Genomic DNA, 21,374 nt, shown 5'->3' with positions numbered 1-21,374 from the left:
TTTGAAGGAAAAAAATCACTCGAACTGACAGCTGTAATTTTTTGAGGTGTTTTTTGTCTTACCATTAGTTCTCTTTTTGATGGGATGCTGAACTAAATTTAGTATGATGTTTGTTTATTTTTTAAAAACATGTTCTTCGGTTGAAAAAAAGTTCTCGATACAATTTTTTGAAGGAAAAAATCACTCGAACTGACAGTTGTAATTTTTTGAGGTGTTTTTTATTTTATCATAGTTCTCTTTTTGATGGGATGCTGAGCTAAATTGAGTATGATGTTTGTTTATTTTTTAAAAACATGTTCTTCGGTTGAAAAAAGTTCTCGATACAATTTTTTTGAAGGAAAAAATCACTCGAACTGACAGTTGTAATTTTGTGAAATTTTGAGTTTTTTCTACCATAGTTCTCTTTTTGATGGGATGCTGAGCTAATTTTAGTATGACGTTTGTTTATTTTAAAAAATCACTCGAACTGATAGGGTAGAGATTGGTGGAATTATAGTTGATGTATCGATTTATGAAAATTAACACAAATGCCTAGCCCCGATTGAAGCTTTGTTTGAGCTCTTTTTTGTTTTTTTTAAACAAAAAAAGCGAGTGCGGAAAGCGGGAAATTGCTTCAAAAAAAAATCTACTAAAAATTTGCTGCTAATGTTGCTTTAAGGCAATAAAAAATCCAGAGAATTGAAGTTCTCTGGATTAATTAATTATTGAAAATTAGTAGCTTAATTGCTTCTAATTTTTAGGCTTATAAACTTGCGTTTTTCCAAGACCAAGAAGAAGTATCAACTTTTGTTCCTTTCATGTAATCAGCTTCTGTTGAAGCGTCTGCGCCATCAATTTGGACGTTTGATAAAGCACCTGATTCGTCTTTTATATCAATGTTTTTACCATAGCCATGTAAGTGTAAGTTGGTGATGGTGGCTCCTGATTCTTTTTTGAATTGTAAGGCTGTTCCTTTTACACTTGAAACTGCTGTTAAATTAATAAATTTAGGGTTGTTGTTTGCTTTATCTCCTTCTAAAGCTGTTGAAAAACCTTCTTTAGAGTGTGAAATATAAGAGTTTTCAACGGTTCCGTTCCATCCTTCTGTCCAGTCGATTGAATCGTCTTCGTTGTTTTCTAAGTAGATGTTTTTAACAGATACTGTTCCTCCGAAAAATTCAATTCCATCGTCTGCTCCGTCTATTACAGCTACATTTTCAATTACGGTTCCTGATCCTACTGCGTATAATGAAATTCCATTATATTGAGATTCTGAATTAATTGATGCTCCTGTTCCTTTAATTACTAAGTTTTTAATTGATCCTGAGTTATCAGTGTCTGAAGTTCCTCCGTATTTGAAACCTCCAACTTCTGCTTCAGCTCCTGATCCTGCAGTGGTAGTTGCTTTTCCACAGATGGTTAAACCTCCCCAGTCTCCTGGTTTTCCGTTTGGTGATGACATTACAACAGGGTTACTTTCTGTTCCTTGAATGTCTATTTGACCGCCCATTAATACAGCGATAAATGCTTCTGTTCCTGTTCCTGTAACTTCAATTTTAGTTCCTGCAGGAATTATTAATTTTGCTCCAGCTTCAACAATGTAAGATCCTGTTAATTTATAGGCGATTGATGGGTCTAAAGTAACGGTACCTGTAACTTTTCCTTGTAATAAGTTAGCGTCTGCATGTACAGATGAATTTACCCAACTAAAGTCTTTTGCGTTTACAGTAGCTGCCTTTGTATAGTTTGCTGTTTTACTAGCGTCTTCACCATCAATTTTAACGTTTGATAACTTTCCGTCATCTTTCATGTCAATGTTTTTAGCATATCCTGTTAAAGATAATCCTGTAATGGTTGCTCCTGATTCTTTTTTGAATTGTAAAGCGGTTCCTCCTTGGGTAGAAATGGCTGTTAAATTAACAAATTTAGGGTTGTTGTTTGCTTTATCTCCTTCTAAAGCCGTTGAAAAACCGTCTTTTGTATGTGAAATATAAGAGTTTGTAACGGTTCCGTTCCAACCTTCTGTCCAGTCAATTGAATCATCTTCGTTGTTTTCTAAGTAGATGTTTTTAACAGAAACTGTTCCTCCAAAAAATTCAATTCCATCATCAGAACCATCGATTACAGCTACATTTTCTATTTTTGTTCCTGCTCCAACGGCGTATAATGAAATTCCGTTGTATTGAGATTCTGAATTAATTGATGCTCCTGTTCCTTTTATCATTAAATATTGAATGGTTCCAGAATTGTCAGCATCAGCAGTTCCACCGTATTTGAAGCCTCCAACTTCAGCTTCGGCATCTACGCCAGCGGTTGTTGTTGCTTTTCCACAGATGGTTAAACCTCCCCAATCTCCTGGTTTTCCATTTGGTGAAGTCATAATAACAGGCTTGCTTGCTGTTCCTTGAACATCAATTTGACCGCCCATTAATACTGCAATAAAGGCTTCTGTTCCTTTTCCTGTTACATTAATTTTAGTTCCTGCAGGAATGACTAATTTCCCACCGTCTTCTACAATATAAGAACCGGTTAAGTTATATGTTTTTGAGGCGTCTAAGGTCATTGTACCTGCTACTTTTCCTTCAAGTTTAATACCTTCTTGGTCAGTACCTGTTCCTGTACCACCACCAATAATTGCTGGTTCATCACTTCCACAACTAACGAAAGTCGTAGTTCCTGTTAATAATGCTGCTACTACAAAAGCTCTTAAGACTATTTTTTTCATTTTGATTTGTTTAATTTCTGTTATACAAATTAAGGCTATGTTTAACTCTTTTTATTTAATTAAAGGTTAACGGTTTTGGTTTTGAAGGTTAACGATTTCGGTTTAGTGTTAATAAATAGTGACTTGTTTTTTATAGTTAACTTGAATCGTTTAAGAGCTTGTTTAAATTTTAGGTTCGCGCTGATTTGCCGAAGTTCTCTTGTTGATGCGATGCTGAACTAAATTTAGCATGAGGTTTATCTGTTTTTAAAAACACTTTCTTTAATTTTTTAACAGGTTCTAAGTTTTGTGCAAAAAAAAATCTTTGTGAAATTTCACAAAGATTTTTTTAGTAAGTATGTTGTTTAAGAGTTTCTTCTTTTCTTAGAAAGAAAGGCTTAATCCTAAACTAATTTGTTGTCCTTTTTTGTATAACTGAACTGTTTGACTTGTTTCAAGACCTGTTCTGGTATTTCGAACTAACTGGGTTTGCTTGATTTCAGGATTTAATACGTTTTTTCCTACTAATTTAAGGGTTAAGTAATCCGTGATTTCTTTACTTACAATAGCATCTAAAGTGAAAAAACCTTTTTGAATAATTTGATCGTTATATAAGGTGGCTCTTTGTGCTTGACTACGTGGCGCTCCTAAAGAAAATATTTTATCTGATGAATAGTTTCCTGTTACCGTTGCTATTAATGGTTTTTCTGTTTGTGAGTTATAACTTACAGATCCATTGAAAATAAAGTTTGAGGCTCCTTGTAATTTTGTTTCTGTTACGTCTTTGTATTGAAATTCTTTATGTAAATCTTGATTTAAATACATTAAAGTAACATTACCAGTAGCGCTTAATAAGCTTTTTTCGTCTTCATTTTTAAGTAATCCAACTTTTCCTTCAACTTCTAAACCTAATACATCTGCTTTATTTCCTGTGTTTTCAAAAATGAAATTTCCTGATGAACCTCTTGTCAATCCTAAGTTGATAGGGTTTTTAATTTGCTTATAAAATACGGTTGCTGATACCAATTCTTCTCTACTTGGAAAGAATTCCCATTTTAAATCGATGTTATAAATGTCTGACTTTTCTAAATCAAGGTTTCCTCTGGTAACACGCCCTGTTGGTGATACATATTCTAGGGGAGCAAGTTCTTTAAATTCTGGTAAGGTTTGTGTTACACTTGAAGCAAAACGTAAATAATTTTTTTCGTCTAATTCGTATTTTAAGTTTACACTAGGGTAAAGACCTTCGTATTTTTTACTTAAACTACCAATTCGTTCTTTTTGTGTTATTTTATCGATGTAATTAGCAACACTCCAATCCATGTTTATTTCATCTTTTTCAAAACGTAATCCTAAATTTCCTGAAAGTTTTTCATTTAATTGAAAATCAAAATTAACGAAACCTGCATAGGCTGTTAAATCTGCTGAATAGGTATCGTAAGGACGGGTTTTTAATTCTAAGTTAGGGTATAAATTAGTATTAAAGTTACTCGCAGTAAAAGTATTGGTAATATCATCAACAGAAGGAGCTTTCATTCCTTTGGCTTTTACCCCTACAAATAATGACTTAAAACTTCTTTCTTTTTTACGGATGTTTATTCCGTAGTTTAAGGCGTATGGTTTCTTTTCATATTCATCTGCGCTTTGTCCTAAAGCAAGTTTATTTTGAACTAAAGCATTGTAATCGTTGTCTTCAATTTTTTGACTTGATTTACGTTGTTGATAATCTCCAACGTGTGCATATTGAATTTGTGATGAAGGATTTTTAGGATCTAAAATATTTACTTCATTTCTAATTCTGTTAGGTTCTTCGGCTAAAACAAAGTTGTAACCTGCTGCCCAGTTTAAGGTATTATTTTGGTCTAATTTGTGTTCTCCTAATAATTGGTTAACGAAAAGCGTTGTTTGTTTAAAATTTTGATCTCTTACAAAAGCGCCATCTTCGCTAGGGTCTTGATCGTAAACATAACCGAAACCTTTTCTTCCTTGTTCGTATAATAAGTCTTGACTTTTATTAACGATTAAAGTATTGTATTTTAATTTGTTGTTATCATTTAATTTTAAACTGAAGTTAATATATCCGGTAGCATTGGTGTTTGTAATATATTTTTCAGTATCATGTTCTCCATTTTCAGAAAATCCTTTGTCTAAAATATTGGCTTTGTAACTTCTAAATAATCCTTCTTGATAAGAATTAGAAGAAGAGTAAGAAGCAGATGCTACAAATTTTAATGCTTTTCCGAAGATGTCAAATTTATGACCACCACCTACAGATGCGCTATAGTTAAATGGAACATTTGTTGTTTTAGTATCCCATCCTTGTCTTGTTAAAGCATCTTGTAAAGCGTATTTTTTTTCATGAAAACCAAAAGTAACATCGTCATTAATAATGGTTTTTCTAAAATCACTTAATCCGATAACATTGGTATTACCACCACCGCTTAAACCAATTTTGATACCTTTTTTTGAATATTCTTTGGTAACAATATTTACAGATCCCGAACCTTGATCGGCATAGTTGTTAGTCGTATATGTTTTAGAAATACCTACATTTTGAATGATGTTGGTATTAAATAAATTTAAGTTGATATTCTTATTATTTACATTATCGGAAGGAACAGGTAAACCGTTCATTGAGGTTGATAAATAACGATCTCCTAAACCACGAATATAAATAGCACCAGTACCTTCACTTTTAGTTACTCCTGATATTTTAGTGGTTGCAGCAGCGGCATTACTTACCCCTTTTTTAGATAATTCTTGAGCTCCAATACTTTCAACAATTACCGTTGCTTTCTTTTGTTGTAATAACAAAGCACTTTCTTTTTCTCTACTAACAGTTGCTTTAATTTCAATTTCATCTAAAGAAACTCCTTCATTAGCACCAAGTTGTTGATTAACAATTAAAGTTTGATCTGCTTTTACAGAAATTGCTTTTTCTATGGTTTGATACCCAACAAAACTAAATACAATTGTTTGGTTTCCGGAAGGAACATTTAAAGAATATTTACCATCCATATCGGTGGTTGCTCCAATGGTGCTTCCTTTAATAAAAACATTGGCAAATGGCAAAGCTTCACCGCTCATCTCTTTATCAGAAATCGTACCTGATACCGTTCCTTTACTTTGTGCATACACAAAATTACAAAGGCTTAAAAGAGTAATAATTATTAGTTTTTTCATTGTATTTAATACTTACTTAGGTTCTAATATATACACTGCAAATCTGATGTAATCTTGTAAAACTAATGTTAGATGAAAATTATGCTTGTTTTATTAGAATGTATCTTTAATGTTAATCAAAGTGTTTTATGTTACGTAAGTATTAAGGTAGTATTACTAAAATAGAGAGACTTATTTTAAGTCTCTCTATTTTAATGTGTTATGTAAACTTTGCTTATTGAAATATTTTAAAGCCTAAGGTATAGGTTCTTGGCGCTGCGGGTCCGTAAATAAAATTACTATCGCGTTCTTTACCAATATCAAATGATTTTTGATAGTTGTCAAAAATATTTTTAACACCTGCAGAAACTTCAATATTCGTATTCATATTTTCTAATTCAAAGGTATAGCTTGTTTTAATTCCTGCATTAAAAAATGCTGGAGATTCAAAATATTCATCGGCACTTAAATTTTTATCAGAAGCTAAATGTAGCACGTCCATTTTACCAGTATAAACTAGGTTTAAAGCTGTTTTAAATTTCTGATTTGGCGTATAAGTAGCCGTTGCGTATCCGTAAGTTGTAGGCGTTCTTAAAAATTCTTTTTTACTTTCTAAATCATCAGAATTACTTACCGCCGTATTGTATTTGCTCGATTGATAGGTAAGCCCTGCATCAAATTGAAAAATTCCATCGTAATTTAAACGAGTTTCTAAAGTAATTCCGCTAACAACAGCGCCATCTCCATTTTTCTTTTCAAAAACTTCGCCATATTTATCTTCTCCAATTCCTTCTAAATAAAAAGCATCGTTTAATTCGGTGTAAAAACTTTCAACAGTAAAACCATAAATATAATGTTCGGTTGGTTTATCATAATTAAAAGAGACGGTATAACTATTAGAACGTTCTTTTTTTAAATTATCGGCAAGTTGAACTCTTGAAATTCCTCCACCAGCAAAAGCCATGTGTAAATCGGTATCAAAGGCTTGAGGCGCTCTAAATCCTGTTCCCCAAGTGGCACGTACTTGTGTTTTTTCAAAAGGTTTGAATAATAAAGAAACTCGTGGACTTGCTACATTATTGATGATGGCTTTTTTAGTTCCATCCTTTTTTAAGGCATCTAATTTATGATGATCGTAACGAACACCCGCTAATAAATTCCACTTGTCGTTAATTTCCCAATCACTTTGAAAGAAGAAACCGTAGTTTTGAGTAATTTGATCTACCACATAAGTGTAGGCTTTAATTTCATCAAAAACATCATCTTGAACAAATTCACCGCCAAGAGTTAATACATTATTTCCTTTGATAAAATCTTCTAATTTATGATTGAATTGAAGTCCTCCTTGAAAGGTAGTTGTTTCTGAATTTCCGTACGGAGGGGTTGCTAAATGCTGTGTATCTTCAACTACATTTTGAGTTCCAGGGCGAATTCCTGTATAATGATCTCTTCCTGTGTATTGAGAAGCAAAATAGCTAATTAACGAACTTTTATCATCATTAAAATTAATTTGATAATCTACATTTCCAACATAAACATCGTGTACTCTTTCTTCGGATTGTAGGGCGAAATGTGGTGCGTTTTCAATCATTTCACCACCATAACGGTATTCGTTCATTTTACTAAAGTTAACTTCTATTTTTTGATTATCCGTAGGTAAAAAAAACAAGTTTGTACCAAATGAATTGTTTTTAAGTTCTGGAAGTTCTGAATAATTATCGCCATTATGATCGTAAATTTCACGAGTTCTGTTGTTGATAAAAAATGAAACTCCTGCATTTTTTTCTTCATTTACAACCGTTGCATTTCCTGCGATAATATGGTCGGAAGCACCTTTGAAATTTTGATAGGTATAGCCAATGCTATAATTGTTTTTCTTCGGAATATTGGTAATCACATTGACTGTTCCACCAATAGCGCTCGAACCATACAATGCCGAACCACCGCCACGAACAACTTCAATTCTGTCAATCATATTGGTTGGAATTTGCTCCAAACCATACAAACCAGTTAAAGGGCTAAAAATTGGGCGACCATTAATTAATATTTGTGAATATCCGCCAGATAAACCATTCATTCTAAGTTGTGTGTAATTACATGTTTGACAATCAGTTTCTACTCGTAAACCTGTTTGAAATTTTAATCCTTCCGATAAATTACACGCCTGTACATCGGCTAAAGTTTGGCTGTTAATTACGTTTACAATTACAGGGTTTTTAGTGCTTCGTCTGTCGGTTCGTGTTCCTGTTACGGTAATTTGATCTAGTAATTCGGCGTGTTCTGTTAGGCTAAAATTAATGATATTTACTTTTTCGTTAGATACATTTATTCTTTTTTTCGAAGACATAAACCCGATAGAAGAAGCAATTAAGGTAACTTTTTTTTGATTGATATTATCTAAAGTAAAAACCCCATTTTCATCGGAAGTTACTCCCGTGTTGCTGTTTTTAATCAAAATATTGGTAAAAGGAAGTACTGCACCTTTCGAGGTGGTTACTTTTCCGGTTATAGTTTGTGCTTTACTAAAGGCTGAAATTAGTAAAAGTGTAAATAATAGTAATTTTTTCATCACTCTATGATTATTTTTTTAGTTTAGACTTGTTCTAAATTTAATGCAAACATAAAATAATTTTTAGACTTGTCTAAAGATTATTTTATATAAATGAAAATACATATCTTTGTAGTATCAAAAAATACGATCAAAAAAAGATGTTTAGTCAATCCGAAGAAAATTATATAAAAACAATTTATCATTTAGCCTTAGTATCTGATAAAGGAATTACCACTAATGCGATTGCCAAAATGCTGGTTACAAAAGCATCATCAGTAACCGATATGATTAAAAAATTATCGGATAAAGAGGTGGTTATCTACAAGAAATACCAAGGGGTTACTTTAACCGATTTAGGTAAAAAAACTGCCACAAATATTATTCGTAAACATCGTTTATGGGAGGTTTTTTTAGTAGAAAAATTAAATTTTTCTTGGGATGAGGTGCATGAGGTTGCCGAGCAATTGGAACATATTCAATCGCCAAAATTAATTGATGAATTAGATGCTTTTTTAGGGCATCCGAAAACAGACCCACATGGCGATCCGATACCTGATAAAGAAGGGAATTTGCCACAGATTCAAAAAAGTTTATTAGCAACATTACAAAAATCAGAACAAGGAGTTTGTGTTGGTGTTAATGATACTTCTTCGGAATTTTTACGCTTTTTAGACAAGCAAGAAATCGGTTTAGGACAGCATATAGAAGTGTTAGACAAAGAGCCTTTTGATGATTCTTTTTTAGTTCGAATCAATACTAAAGAAATGACGATTTCAAATAAAGTAGCCAATAATATTTATATCCAAAAAAAATAACATGAAAAAAGTAATGCTATTATTGCTTGTTTTAATAACGGTAAGTTGTAAAACATCTGAGAAAAAACCAAATGAGAAATTAAACCTAGTTACCACCACCACAATGGTTACCGATTTGGTAAAAAATATTGTTGGCAATAAAGTGCAGGTAAACGGTTTAATGGGCGCAGGTGTTGACCCGCATTTATACAAAGCAAGCGAGGGCGATGTTGCTAAATTATTTAATGCCGATGTTATCATTTACAGTGGCTTGCATTTAGAAGGAAAGTTGGTGGAAGTTTTTGAAAAAATGGAACATCAAAATAAAAAAACCATTGAAATTTCAGATGTTATTGCTAGAGATAATTTAATTGGATCAGCACTTTTTGCGTCAAATTACGATCCGCATATTTGGTTTGATATTACTAATTGGACAAAAATGACCACTTATATTGCTGATAAATTAGCTGAAATAGATGTTAAAAATGCCGATTTCTATAAAAATAATGCCAAAATATACTTAGAAAAATTAGAGGTTTTAAACAAAGAAGTTGCTCAGAAAATAAATGAATTGCCTCAAGAAAAAAGAATTTTAGTAACCGCTCACGATGCTTTTAATTACTTCGGAAGACAGCACAAATTTAATGTTGTTGGCTTACAAGGATTATCAACAGCAACGGAAGCAGGCGTTCAAGATGTTCAAAAATTGGCAAAGTTTATTATTGAAAATAAAGTAAAAGCGATTTTTGTAGAAAGTTCAGTTCCTAAACGAACTATTGAAGCTTTACAAGAAGCCGTAAAATCAAAAGGACACGAAGTTGTTATTGGCGGAACTTTATATTCGGATGCTTTAGGAAGTGCAGGAACGGACGAAGGAACCTATATCGGGATGTACAAAGCCAACGTAAATACGATTGTAAATGCCTTAAAATAAACAGGTAAAACTTACATAATAAAAAAATAGCTGTTAATGAGTGATATAAAATACGCAGTAACCGTAGACGATTTAACGGTTGCCTATAATTATAAACCCGTACTTTGGGATATTGATTTAGCCATTCCTGAAGGTGTTTTAATGGCAATTGTAGGACCAAATGGAGCAGGGAAATCTACCTTGATAAAATCTATTTTAGGGATTATAAAACCCATTGCAGGAAGTGTTTCTATCTTTGGTAAATCGTATGAAAAACAACGTAAATTAGTAGCCTATGTTCCACAAAAAGGAAGTGTAGATTGGGATTTTCCGACCACTGCCTTAGATGTTGTATTAATGGGAACTTACGGGAGTTTAGGATGGATTAAAAGACCAGGAAGAGCTCAGAAAAAAGTCGCCTTAGAATCTTTGGAAAAAGTAGGAATGTTAGCCTTTAAAAACCGTCAAATTTCGCAACTTTCAGGAGGACAGCAACAGCGTGTTTTTTTAGCCAGAGCTTTGGCACAAAATGCAGCTATTTATTTTATGGATGAACCTTTTCAAGGAGTAGATGCAACTACTGAAATTACGATTATCAATATTTTAAAAGAACTTCGAAAAGCAGGGAAAACAGTAATTGTAGTACATCATGATTTACAAACGGTTCCCGAATATTTCGATTGGGTAACTTTTTTAAATGTGAAAAAAATAGCTACAGGTCCTGTTAAAGAAATTTTTAATGATGATAATTTAACCAAAACTTACGGAATTAATTATAAAGTAAGTGTGCAACAATAATGGATTTACAAGAATATTTTAAACTCGTTTTTTCAGATTATACGCTTCGAACCATTACTATTGGAACGGCTATTTTAGGCGCTATCTGTGGAATGTTAGGGAGTTTTGCAGTTTTAAGAAAACAAAGTTTACTTGGCGATGCTATTTCACACGCTTCACTTCCTGGAATTGCGATTGCATTTTTAATTACAGGAACAAAAGATACGAATGTGTTATTAATTGGTGCATTAATTAGTGGGTTAATAGGAGCTTTTTGGATACGTAGTATTGTAAAAAATACGCATTTAAAAACTGATACTGCTTTAGGATTGATTTTGTCTGTTTTCTTCGGATTTGGAATGTTATTGTTAACCTTTATTCAAAAGCAACCCAATGCAAATCAATCAGGGTTGGATAAGTTTTTATTCGGTCAGGCAGCAACTTTATTAGCCAAAGATGTTTGGTTTATGGCAATCGTAACCGCTGTTTGTTTAGGAGTATTATTGCTTTTTTGGAAAGAATTTAAACTCTTATTATTTGATGCCGATTATGCTAAAACTTTAGGTTTCAACGTTAAATTTATTGATGGATTAATTACCAGTTTTATTGTATTAGCAATTGTTTTAGGTTTACAAACTGTAGGAGTTGTTTTAATGAGTGCGATGTTATTAGCACCCGCAGCGGCAGCCCGTCAATGGACAAATAGTTTGAGTACCATGGTTGTTTTAGCGGCAATTTTTGGTGCATTTGCTGGTGTTGTTGGAACAGGAATTAGTGCAAGTCAAGCAAATTTATCGACAGGACCTGTAATTGTATTAGTTGCAGCTGTGTTTGTGGTATTTTCTTTTATTTTTTCGCCATCAAGAGGTTTGCTTTTTAGTCAGATACGTTTTTTAAAGAATCGTAGAGATTTGAAATTACATAAAACCTTATCTTTTATGTTTGATTTGGTAAAAACACATGAGGATAAATCGCATCCGCATGCGATAAAAATTTTAAATAATTTTCAAGGATATACCAAAGGAACTTTAAAAAAGTTAGAAGAAAAAAAATATATCAAATTACAGGGCAGAATGTGGTCAATGACCGAAGAAGGATACCAATTTGCAGGTAATTTATACAATCAAAATATAGAAAAATAAAAAAATGAGTAGTGCTCAAATTGAAATACAATTAATTGCAAGCCTAGTAGCAATAGCTTGTGCAATACCTGGCGTATTTTTAGTATTGCGAAAAATGGCATTAATTAGCGATGCCATTAGTCATTCTATTTTACCAGGTTTGGTCATTGGTTTTTTTATTACGCACGATTTAAATTCACCTTTATTAATTTTAATGGGGGCTTTATCAGGAATTTTAACCGTTGTTTTGGTGGAGTATATCCAAAAAACAAAATTAGTAAAAGAAGATACTGCAATCGGATTGGTGTTTCCTGCTTTATTTAGTATCGGGGTGCTTTTAATTGCTAAAAATGCCAATGATATTCATTTAGATGTTGATGCCGTTTTATTAGGTGAATTAGCATTTGCTCCTTTTGATAGGTTATTAATTAATGGCATGGATATAGGACCGAAATCACTGTGGATTATTGGGGTTATTTTACTAATTACCCTAAGTCTTTTAATAGCCTTTTTTAAAGAATTAAAAGTAAGCACGTTTGATGCTGGTTTGGCAACGGCTTTAGGGTTTTCGCCAATGTTAATTCATTACGGATTAATGAGTATTGCCTCGGTAACAACGGTGGGCGCTTTTGATGCGGTGGGCGCTATTTTGGTGGTTGCTTTAATGATTGCACCTGCAGCTACGGCATATCTATTAACTAATAATTTGAAGAAAATGTTGGTTTATTCGATGTTTTTTGGCGTGTTTTCGGCAATTTCAGGTTATTGGCTAGCGCATTATTTAGATGCTTCTATTTCAGGGTCGATGACAACGATGCTTGGTTTTGTATTTTTCTTGGTGTATTTATTTGCGCCAAATAGTGGTTTAATTGCGGTTTTATATAGAAATAGGCAGCAGCAAAAAGAAGTGCAATTATTAACTTTTTTATTGCATTTAAATAATCATAAAGAAGAAAGAGAACGTCATATTAATCATTTAAATGAACATATTAATTGGCATAAAATAAAAGCTAAATCTATTGTTGAATTGGCTGATAAAAATAATCTGATTTTTATTGATAATAATATTATATCGCTTACCGAAAAAGGAAAAACATTTACTCAAAAAGCAATCGATTATATTATTACTAATGATGATTCTGAAATTGAATCAATGAAAAAAGATTTCTTTTTGTTTAGAGGATAAGTTTTGTGTTTTAAATTTTATTTAAAAACGTTTTATCGCTTAAAAATCGAATCCGTCAAACTGAATTTATTTCAGTTTCACATCTTGATTTGCGATAGTTTTTAGTTTTTTTGATGATTCTTGTCAATTCGAGTGATTTTAATGACTAAAAGGAATTAAAATTGTATCGAGAATTTGAATTATTTTATCTTAATTTATTTTTTATACTAAAAGAGTTCTCGATACAATTTTTTTGAAGGAAAAAAATCACTCGAACTGACAGTTTATTTAATTATTTTATACGAAAAGAGCGTAATGTTGTTAATAATCTTCGAAATTATAATTGATTTATAAAATTATCAAAAAGAGTAAAAATGCCTAGCCCCGATTGAAGCAATTGTTTGAGCTCTTTTTTGTTTTTCTTTTTAAAAAACAAAAAAAGCGAGTGCGCAAAGCGGGAAATTGCTTCAAAATATTTTTATTCTTATTAATTATATTGTTACACTTCTATCTTGTTTGATGTGCTTTAAAAAGGTATTTTGCATTAAAAATTATTCTGTGAAAAATCCATCAAATTTTCAAGTATATAATGCCTCGGCAGGTAGTGGAAAAACGTTTACTTTAGTAAAGGAATATCTTAAAGTTTTATTGAACTCGGAAGATATTTTTAGGTTTCAAAAAATATTAGCCATCACTTTTACCAACAAAGCTGCTGGTGAAATGAAGGAGCGTGTTTTAGAAAATTTACAAGAGTTTTCACAGGGAAAAGAAAATGATTTGTTTCAAATTATTATCAAAGAAATTTCGATTGATAAAGAAAAGGTACAAGAACGAAGTCAGAAAATATTAGATGCCGTTTTACAAAATTATTCGGCTTTTTCAATTACTACTATTGACAGTTTTACACATCGAATTATTAAAAGTTTTGCTTATGATTTAGGATTACCGCTAAATTTTGAGGTAGAAATGGATGCAATTTCATTGTTAAATGAAGCGGTGGATGTGTTAATTTCTAAAATTGGTACCGATACCGATTTAACAAAATTACTAATAGATTTTTCGTTAGATAAAGCAGATGATGACACTTCTTGGGATATTTCGGTTGAATTAAATGAGTTTTCAAGAATTTTATTAAACGAAGACGATACTGAACATTTTAGAGCGCTTGAAGATAAAAAATTAAGTGATTTTACAAATTTAAAAAGTAAATTATTTAAAAATCAACGACAAATTAAAACGCGGTTTTCAGAAATTGGAAAAAAAGGTTTAGCAATAATAGAAACCGCACAATTAGATGCTAAAGATTTTTACTATTCGATGTTGCCAAAGCATTTTTTGGCATTGTCTCAAAATCCTGCAAAAGCAACGTTTTTTGAAGAATCGAAACTTCGAGAACATATTGAAGAAAATAATTTTTATTCAAAATCAAAATCTAACGATATAAAAAGTGCAATTGAAGGAATTTTACCAGAACTTTTAACTTTATATATGGAATCTGAAAAACTGTATCAGCAGTTTTTAATGAATAAATTGGCTTTAAAAAGTGTGATTCCGTTAGCAGTTTTAAATTATATCAATGTAGAATTAACGCATATTAAAGAGGAAAATAATATTCGATTAAATGCTGAGTTTAATCAATTAATTTCAGATAATATAAAAGATCAACCTGCGCCGTTTATTTATGAGCGTATCGGGGAGCGATTTATGCATTATTTTATTGATGAAATGCAAGATACATCGGTGTTGCAATGGGAAAATATAATTCCGTTAATAGATAATGCACTAGCGCAAGAAAATAGTAATTTATTATTGGTTGGTGATGGAAAACAAGCCATTTATCGTTGGCGTGGTGGAAAAGCAGAACAGTTTATTTCATTGGGTTCAAGTACTGATAATCCGTTTCATATTGAAAAGGAAATAAAAACCCTAGAAACAAATTTTAGAAGTTATACCGAAGTGATTGATTTTAACAATCAGTTTTTTCAGCACACGGCTAATTTTTTAGAAAATCAACAGTATAAAAAATTGTTTATCGATGGTAACAAACAATTAACAACAGCTAAAAATGGCGGTTTTGTGTCTTTATCGTTTTTAGATAAGGAAGAAGAAAAGGCGGATGAACAATTAAAATATCCGAAGAAAATTTTAGAGACTATTCAAAAAGTATCGGCTTCTTTTTCTTTAAATGAAATATGTGTGTTGGTTCGTAAGAAAAAAGATGGTGTTGCGGTGGCAAATTATTTATCTGAAAATGGCGTTAATATTATTTCTTCTGAAACTTTATTGTTAGAAAATAGTGCGAGCGTAAAATTTATGGTTGATATATTGCAAATAATTCAGCATCCGAACGATAAAGAGGCTTTGTTAGAAGTGCTGTATTTTTTACATACGCATCTAGAATTAGAAATGGATAAAAATTTATTTATTTCAGAAATGATTCAACAGCCTATTGATGTTGTTTTTGAAGAATTAAAAATACATCAGGTTTCTTTTGAATTATCAAGGTTTCATCAATTGCCGTTTTATGAAAAAGTGGAAGAAATTATCCGATGTTTTAAATTAATTGATTCTTCGGATGCTTATGTACAGTTTTTTTTAGACATCGTTTTAGAACAGCAACGAAGAGGAACAAGTATTCAAGAGTTTTTAGATTTTTGGGAAGAGAAAAAAGCAAATTTAAGTATTGTAGCGCCCGAAAGTGGAAATGCAGTACAAATAATGACTATTCATAAATCGAAAGGTTTGGAGTTTCCTGTGGTGATTTTTCCGTATGATTTAGATATTTATCGACAAATAAATCCTAAAATTTGGTTGGATGATTTGCCTAGTTATTTTGATGATTTTAAAGAATTATTAGTGCCATACAATAAAGATTTAAAATCAATAAATGAACGAAGTTTAGAAATATTTAATGAACAGCGTTCCGCCTTAGAGCTAGATAATTTTAATTTGTTATATGTTGCTTTAACACGTGCTGTTGAGCAGTTGCATATTATTACAGAATATAAAATCAGTAAAAAAGGTGAAGAGAATACTAATTTTTATTCCGGAGTTTTTATCAATTATCTGAAAGAAAAAAATTGTTGGAATGATGGACAATTAGATTATCATTTTGGAAATTCAACAAGGGCAAGTGTGCAAAAAGAAATTTTTTCGATGGCTGAGGTTCAAGAAGTATTTATTTCAACGCCTTGGCAAGCGCATAATATTCATATGTTGGCAAGTGCATCAAAATTATGGAATACCGAGCAAGGAAAAGCTATTGAATTTGGAAATTTGATTCATGAAATGATGGCGAAAATTATGACTCAAAAAGATATTGCAAGAGTGGTACGTCAATATGAACAGCAAGGAGTTATTGATAAGCGACAAGCTGTACATATTGAAGCGGATATTAATAAAATTGTAAGTCATCCTGAGTTGCAAGAATATTTTGCCGAAAATGCAACGGTATATAATGAGCGTGAAATTGTAGATGTTGATAATCAAATTTTGATTCCTGACAGATTGGTGCTTTCTAAAGATAATGAAGTAACAATTTTGGATTATAAAACAGGAAAACCCTCTAAAAGTTATCATCAGCAATTATTAAAATATGAGCGTGTTTTAAAATCGATTCATTATAAGGTCTCAAAAAAGCTATTGATATATATTAATGAAGAAATTTTGGTTGAAGAGGTTTAAAAACTACCTTTGACTCCGCAAATATTACCTGAAAATGTTGATTTTTCTTTATAGATATATAAATATAAAGAGTAATGTTTTTAAGTAATTTAATAAATAAACGATTAGATATTTAACATATGTACGGAAAAATAAAAGAGCAATTACAACAAGAAATTCAAGGAATTAAAGATGCCGGATTATACAAGGCAGAACGTATTATTACATCGTCTCAAGATGCAGTGATAAAAATTTCAACAGGTGAAGAAGTAATCAATTTTTGTGCAAATAATTATTTAGGATTGTCAAATCATCCAGAAGTAATTCAAGCAGCTAAAGATGTAATGGATACACATGGTTTTGGAATGTCATCGGTTCGTTTTATTTGTGGAACTCAAGATATTCATAAACAATTAGAAGCAAAAATTGCGGAATTTTATACTACAGAAGATACCATTTTATACGCAGCAGCATTTGATGCAAATGGAGGTGTTTTTGAGCCGTTATTAACCAAAGAAGATGCTATTATTTCTGATAGTTTAAATCATGCTTCTATTATTGATGGAGTTCGTTTGTGTAAAGCAGCGCGTTACCGTTATGATAATAATAACATGGAAGCTTTAGAGGCGCAGTTAATCGAGGCGAATAAACAAAATCACCGTTTTAAAATTATTGTAACAGATGGTGTTTTTTCTATGGATGGAATTGTGGCAAAACTAGATGAAATTTGTGATTTAGCCGATAAATACGATGCCTTAGTAATGGTTGATGAATGTCATGCCGCTGGTTTTATAGGTAAAACAGGTCGTGGAACTGTAGAGCTTAAAAACGTAATGGATCGTGTTGATATTGTAACAGGAACTTTAGGAAAAGCGCTTGGAGGAGCGATGGGAGGTTATACGACAGGAAAAAAAGAAATCATTGAAATTTTACGTCAACGTTCTCGTCCGTATTTATTTTCAAACTCGTTAGCACCTGCAATTGTAGGCGCATCTTTAAAGGTTTTTGATTTAATTTCTGATGATACTTCGTTTCGTGATAAATTAGAATGGAATACCAACTATTTTAGAACAGGGATGGAAAAAGCAGGCTTTGATTTAGCAGGAGCCGATGCCGCAATTGTACCTGTAATGTTATATGATGCAAAACTTTCGCAAAATATGGCAAATAAATTATTAGAAGAAGGAATTTATGTTATTGGGTTTTTCTTTCCTGTAGTGCCAAAAGAAAAAGCAAGAATTCGTGTGCAGTTATCTGCAGCTCATAAAAAAGAGCACTTAGATAAAGCTATTGAGGCATTTACAAAAATAGGAAAAGAGCTGAGTGTAATTTAAAAAAAATATTTTAAGAAAGTATCTTTATTATAAGTTTTTATAGAATTGCTTTTGTAGATAAGTTTTAACCACTTACATTTGCCTAATATATAAAACGAAATTTTAATTTTAAATTTATCATAATGAAACAAATCAAATTAGCTGTGATAGCTTTGTTTACGTTTGCTACTTTAGGTACGGCAAATGCACAGGATTCAGATAACCCTTGGGTTGTAGGTTTTGGTGTCAACAGTGTTGATATCAGAGGTAGTAGAAAATTCGGAAAATTAATAAAAGATGGTTTAGGTACTAGTGACTGGAACATTCTTCCTTCTGTATCTAGAATTTCTGCTGAAAAATATTTAAGCGACGGGTTTACTGTACAAGTAGCTGGTTCTTTAAATAAAATTGAAACTTTTTTAAAGAAAGATGATTCTGATTTCTTATATTATGCAATTGATGCTAATGTAAAATATGATTTAGATCCTTTAGTAAATTTAATTTTCAAAAATACAACTCCATACTTTAATCCTTATATCTATTTAGGTGGAGGATATACTTCTATTGATTCTTCAGGTGAAGGTATGTTAAATGCTGGTGCTGGTTTTAATACTTGGTTTAATGATAACTTAGGATTAAACTTTCAAACAGGAGCAAAACATGGTTTTGGTGACAACGTAAGAGGTCATTATCAGCACTCAATTGGTTTAGTTTTCAAATTTGGAGGAACTGATACTGATGGTGATGGTGTTTTTGATAAAGACGATGCTTGTCCTGAAATTGCAGGATTAAAAGAATTTAACGGTTGTCCTGATACGGATGCTGATGGTATCAAAGATGCTGATGATGCATGTCCTGAGGTTGCTGGTTTAGCTGCTTTAAACGGATGTCCTGATACTGATGCTGATGGTATTGCTGATAAAGATGACGCTTGTCCTTCTGTAAAAGGAACTAAAGCGAACAACGGATGTCCTGATACTGATGGTGATGGTGTTGTTGATTCTAAAGATAAATGTCCTAAAGTTGCAGGTCCTGTTTCAAACAACGGTTGTCCTGAATTAGATACTGATGGAGATAGCGTTTTAGATAAAGACGATAAATGTCCTAAGGTTGCTGGTGTTGTTTCTAACAACGGATGTCCTGAGGTATTAATTACTAAGGCTGCTGAGAAAAAATTAAATGACTTCGCAAGAGCTATTTACTTTAACTCAGGAAGAACTACTTTTAAGCCTGGTGTAATTGCTAACTTAAACAGAATTGCTTCTATTATGAAGGAATATTCTAAAGCTAAATTTAGTGTTCAAGGACATACTGATAGCCAAGGAAAAGCTGCTAACAACTTAAAATTATCTCAAAGAAGAGCGAAAGCTGTTTTAGATTATTTAGCTGTAAAAGCTGGTATTTCTCCTTCTAGATTATCATCTGCTGGATTTGGTGAAGACTATCCAATTGCTGATAACAAAACTAGAGCTGGTAGAGCTGAAAACAGACGTGTTGAGATTAAATTAACAAAATAATTTAATTAAAACAGTTATAATATTAAAAGCCTCACATACGTGAGGCTTTTTTTTATGCAATAATTTTTTAAAAATAGACGTAAAGGTTTTTTAAATTCCTCTAAAAAAATTACCTTTGCTCCTTGAAAAAAGGGGCTAAAGCTCACATAGGAAATTAAATAACTTTAATTACATATAGTAATGTCTACAATAACAGGTAAAGTTTCTCAAATTATTGGTCCAGTTATCGATGTTGAGTTTAATACAGAAAATGCTGAATTACCAAAAATTTACGATTCATTAGAAATTAAAAAAGCTGATGGTTCAATTTTAGTATTAGAGGTTCAACAACATATAGGTGAAGATACAGTTCGTACTATTTCGATGGATGCAACTGATGGTTTAAGCAGAGGTACAGAAGTTATCGCTACGGGTAATCCAATTCAAATGCCAATAGGTAAAGATATTTACGGACGTTTATTTAACGTTACTGGTGAAGCTATTGATGGTTTAGGTGATTTACCTAAAACAGGAGATGCAGGTTTATCAATCCACCGTCAAGCACCTAAATTTGAAGACTTATCAGTGTCAACTGAAGTTTTATTTACTGGTATTAAAGTAATTGATTTAATTGAGCCGTATGCAAAAGGAGGTAAAATTGGATTATTTGGTGGAGCAGGAGTAGGTAAAACCGTATTAATTCAGGAGTTAATTAACAACATTGCAAAAGGACACGGAGGTTTATCTGTATTCGCAGGTGTTGGTGAAAGAACTCGTGAAGGAAACGATTTATTAAGAGAGATGTTAGAATCTGGAATTATCAAATATGGTGATGATTTTATGCATTCTATGGAAGAAGGAGGATGGGATTTATCTAAAGTTGATAAACCAGGAATGAGAGACTCTAAAGCTACTTTCGTATTCGGACAAATGAACGAACCACCTGGAGCACGTGCACGTGTTGCATTATCTGGTTTATCTATTGCAGAATATTTCCGTGACGGAGCAGGAGAAGCACAAGGAAAAGACGTTCTTTTCTTCGTTGATAACATCTTCCGTTTTACACAAGCAGGTTCTGAGGTATCGGCATTATTAGGTCGTATGCCATCAGCAGTAGGATACCAACCAACATTAGCTACCGAAATGGGAGCAATGCAAGAACGTATTACTTCTACTAAAAAAGGTTCTATTACATCTGTACAAGCAGTTTATGTACCTGCAGATGATTTAACAGATCCAGCACCAGCAACAACATTTGCCCATTTAGATGCTACTACAGTATTGTCTCGTAAAATTGCAGAATTAGGTATTTATCCTGCGGTAGATCCTTTAGATTCTACTTCAAGAATTTTATCTGCTGAGGTTTTAGGAGCTGAGCACTATAATACTGCAACAAGAGTAAAAGAAATTTTACAACGTTATAAAGAATTGCAAGATATTATTGCAATTTTAGGAATGGAAGAATTATCTGAAGAAGATAAATTAGTCGTTCACAGAGCACGTAGAGTACAACGTTTCTTATCACAACCTTTCCACGTAGCTGAACAGTTTACAGGATTAAAAGGATGTTTAGTTGATATTAAAGATACCATTAAAGGATTTAACATGATTATGGATGGTGAATTAGACCAATATCCAGAAGCAGCGTTTAACTTAAAAGGATCAATTCAAGAAGCAATTGATGCTGGTGAAAAAATGTTAACTGAAGCATAATTCAACGAATAATTAACAATAAT

The 21,374-nt window shown here is 32.1% G+C and carries 12 protein-coding genes; 9 read left to right on the top strand and 3 right to left on the bottom strand.

Features of this window, described 5'->3' with window-relative positions; genetic code table 11:
• Positions 1-742: 742 nt before the first annotated feature.
• The 3 genes from DPIF8902391_RS09200 to DPIF8902391_RS09190 form a co-directional block, all read right to left on the bottom strand.
• On the bottom strand, positions 743-2,704 hold the full coding sequence (locus DPIF8902391_RS09200; RefSeq protein WP_172505624.1) for a hypothetical protein: 1,962 nt from the start codon (positions 2,702-2,704) through the stop codon (positions 743-745).
• A 363-nt stretch (positions 2,705-3,067) separates the two neighbouring features.
• Positions 3,068-5,866 carry a TonB-dependent receptor gene (locus tag DPIF8902391_RS09195; protein ID WP_172505623.1) on the bottom strand — a complete coding sequence of 933 codons (2,799 nt, stop codon included), beginning with the start codon at positions 5,864-5,866 and terminating at the stop codon, positions 3,068-3,070.
• 214 nt (positions 5,867-6,080) lie between these two features.
• Complete coding sequence (locus DPIF8902391_RS09190) at positions 6,081-8,414, bottom strand: TonB-dependent receptor (protein WP_058884149.1); 2,334 nt, start codon at positions 8,412-8,414, stop codon at positions 6,081-6,083.
• Positions 8,415-8,554: 140 nt separating this feature from the next.
• Here DPIF8902391_RS09190 and DPIF8902391_RS09185 point away from each other — a divergent pair, with 140 nt between their 5' ends.
• The 9 genes from DPIF8902391_RS09185 to atpD all read left to right on the top strand — a co-directional run bounded on the left by DPIF8902391_RS09185 (position 8,555) and on the right by atpD (position 21,351).
• Positions 8,555-9,211: a metal-dependent transcriptional regulator gene (locus tag DPIF8902391_RS09185; RefSeq protein ID WP_172505622.1), complete on the top strand. Its 657-nt coding sequence runs from the start codon at positions 8,555-8,557 to the stop codon at positions 9,209-9,211.
• 1 nt (position 9,212) lies between these two features.
• A complete protein-coding gene (locus DPIF8902391_RS09180) occupies positions 9,213-10,124 on the top strand; it encodes a metal ABC transporter solute-binding protein, Zn/Mn family (protein ID WP_058884151.1) in 912 nt (303 codons plus the stop codon).
• Between the two features lie 36 nt (positions 10,125-10,160).
• Complete coding sequence (locus DPIF8902391_RS09175) at positions 10,161-10,901, top strand: metal ABC transporter ATP-binding protein (RefSeq protein WP_058884152.1); 741 nt, start codon at positions 10,161-10,163, stop codon at positions 10,899-10,901.
• Complete coding sequence (locus DPIF8902391_RS09170; protein ID WP_058884153.1) at positions 10,901-12,022, top strand: metal ABC transporter permease; 1,122 nt, start codon at positions 10,901-10,903, stop codon at positions 12,020-12,022. The genes DPIF8902391_RS09175 and DPIF8902391_RS09170 overlap by 1 nt, the downstream gene beginning before the upstream one ends.
• 4 nt (positions 12,023-12,026) lie before the next feature.
• Positions 12,027-13,187 carry a metal ABC transporter permease gene (locus tag DPIF8902391_RS09165; RefSeq protein ID WP_058884154.1) on the top strand — a complete coding sequence of 387 codons (1,161 nt, stop codon included), beginning with the start codon at positions 12,027-12,029 and terminating at the stop codon, positions 13,185-13,187.
• A gap of 537 nt (positions 13,188-13,724) precedes the next feature.
• Positions 13,725-16,850 carry a UvrD-helicase domain-containing protein gene (locus DPIF8902391_RS09160; RefSeq protein WP_172505621.1) on the top strand — a complete coding sequence of 1,042 codons (3,126 nt, stop codon included), beginning with the start codon at positions 13,725-13,727 and terminating at the stop codon, positions 16,848-16,850.
• Positions 16,851-16,969: 119 nt separating this feature from the next.
• Entirely contained in the window at positions 16,970-18,163 is a 1,194-nt protein-coding gene (gene kbl, locus DPIF8902391_RS09155) for a glycine C-acetyltransferase (RefSeq protein ID WP_058884156.1), read from the top strand.
• Positions 18,164-18,285: 122 nt separating this feature from the next.
• The gene (locus DPIF8902391_RS09150; RefSeq protein WP_058884157.1) at positions 18,286-19,659 is read left to right on the top strand and encodes an OmpA family protein; all 1,374 of its coding nucleotides are present in this window, start codon (positions 18,286-18,288) and stop codon (positions 19,657-19,659) included.
• 180 nt (positions 19,660-19,839) lie between these two features.
• On the top strand, positions 19,840-21,351 hold the full coding sequence (gene atpD, locus DPIF8902391_RS09145) for a F0F1 ATP synthase subunit beta (protein ID WP_172505620.1): 1,512 nt from the start codon (positions 19,840-19,842) through the stop codon (positions 21,349-21,351).
• Positions 21,352-21,374 lie beyond the last annotated feature (23 nt).

The sequence above is a fragment of the Tenacibaculum finnmarkense genomovar ulcerans genome (assembly GCF_900239495.1).
In the GTDB taxonomy this organism is placed as follows: domain Bacteria; phylum Bacteroidota; class Bacteroidia; order Flavobacteriales; family Flavobacteriaceae; genus Polaribacter; species Polaribacter ulcerans.
Note: the sequence above shows the minus strand (reverse complement) of the source record. Positions and strands in the feature narration are given on the sequence as shown.

Bases quoted from the DNA above. Each gene is read 5' to 3' on its own strand.
- DPIF8902391_RS09200 (WP_172505624.1), bottom strand. From the start codon at position 2,704: ATGAAAAAAATAGTCTTAAGAGCTTTTGTAGTAGCAGCATTATTAACA.
- DPIF8902391_RS09195 (WP_172505623.1), bottom strand. From the start codon at position 5,866: ATGAAAAAACTAATAATTATTACTCTTTTAAGCCTTTGTAATTTTGTG.
- DPIF8902391_RS09190 (WP_058884149.1), bottom strand. From the start codon at position 8,414: ATGAAAAAATTACTATTATTTACACTTTTACTAATTTCAGCCTTTAGT.
- DPIF8902391_RS09185 (WP_172505622.1), top strand. From the start codon at position 8,555: ATGTTTAGTCAATCCGAAGAAAATTATATAAAAACAATTTATCATTTA.
- DPIF8902391_RS09180 (WP_058884151.1), top strand. From the start codon at position 9,213: ATGAAAAAAGTAATGCTATTATTGCTTGTTTTAATAACGGTAAGTTGT.
- DPIF8902391_RS09175 (WP_058884152.1), top strand. From the start codon at position 10,161: ATGAGTGATATAAAATACGCAGTAACCGTAGACGATTTAACGGTTGCC.
- DPIF8902391_RS09170 (WP_058884153.1), top strand. From the start codon at position 10,901: ATGGATTTACAAGAATATTTTAAACTCGTTTTTTCAGATTATACGCTT.
- DPIF8902391_RS09165 (WP_058884154.1), top strand. From the start codon at position 12,027: ATGAGTAGTGCTCAAATTGAAATACAATTAATTGCAAGCCTAGTAGCA.
- kbl (WP_058884156.1), top strand. From the start codon at position 16,970: ATGTACGGAAAAATAAAAGAGCAATTACAACAAGAAATTCAAGGAATT.
- DPIF8902391_RS09150 (WP_058884157.1), top strand. From the start codon at position 18,286: ATGAAACAAATCAAATTAGCTGTGATAGCTTTGTTTACGTTTGCTACT.
- atpD (WP_172505620.1), top strand. From the start codon at position 19,840: ATGTCTACAATAACAGGTAAAGTTTCTCAAATTATTGGTCCAGTTATC.